This window comes from Streptomyces katrae, assembly GCF_000966975.1.
Taxonomy (GTDB): domain Bacteria; phylum Actinomycetota; class Actinomycetes; order Streptomycetales; family Streptomycetaceae; genus Streptomyces; species Streptomyces katrae.
Genome location: NZ_JZWV01001749.1, coordinates 1 through 628, shown reverse-complemented (window position 1 = coordinate 628; position 628 = coordinate 1). Strand labels below are relative to the sequence as shown.

1 protein-coding gene is annotated in these 628 nt (G+C 69.3%); it reads left to right on the top strand.

Annotation, left to right across the window (positions count from 1 at the left end):
* Positions 1 to 69: 69 nt before the first annotated feature.
* On the top strand, positions 70 to 628 hold a 559-nt coding region (locus tag VR44_RS40440), incomplete at its 3' end, for a serine/threonine-protein kinase (RefSeq protein ID WP_045952695.1).

Genomic DNA, 628 nt, shown 5'->3' with positions numbered 1-628 from the left:
GCCGGAAGACTCCGCCGAGGTTCGGAGGATTCTTGCCGCGTCGCGGGCGAGTCGCATACGTTGACCTGCATGTACAGGGGGATGGAGCTAGCGGGCCGCTACCGGCTCGACAGCCGGCTGGGGCACGGCGGCATGGGCGAGGTGTGGGCGGCGTCCGATCTGAGGCTGCGCCGTACCGTCGCGATCAAGACGGTGCTCACCTCCCATCTGCGTGACGACCGGCTCGCCGCCCAGGTCCTGGCCCGTTTCCGCCGTGAGGGCGAAGCAGCCGCCCGGCTGAACCACCGCAACATCGCCGTCGTCCACGACCTGGGCGAGCACCGGGAGACGAGCGCCGACGGGCAGGTGGAAGTCTCTCCGTTCCTCGTCATGGAGTTCCTGGAAGGCCGTGATCTCGCGACGGTCCTGCGTGAGGACCACCCCGGCGGGCTCCCCCTGGAGCAGGTGGTGGAGTACGGCGCCCAGGTGTGCGACGGGCTGGCCGCCGCCCACACCCAGAACATCGTCCACCGCGACATCAAGCCGGCCAACCTCATGCTGCTCGAGGACGGCACCGTCAAGATCTGCGACTTCGGGATCGCCCAGCTCCAGGACGGCACGATCGGCCTGACCATGACCGGAGCGCTGC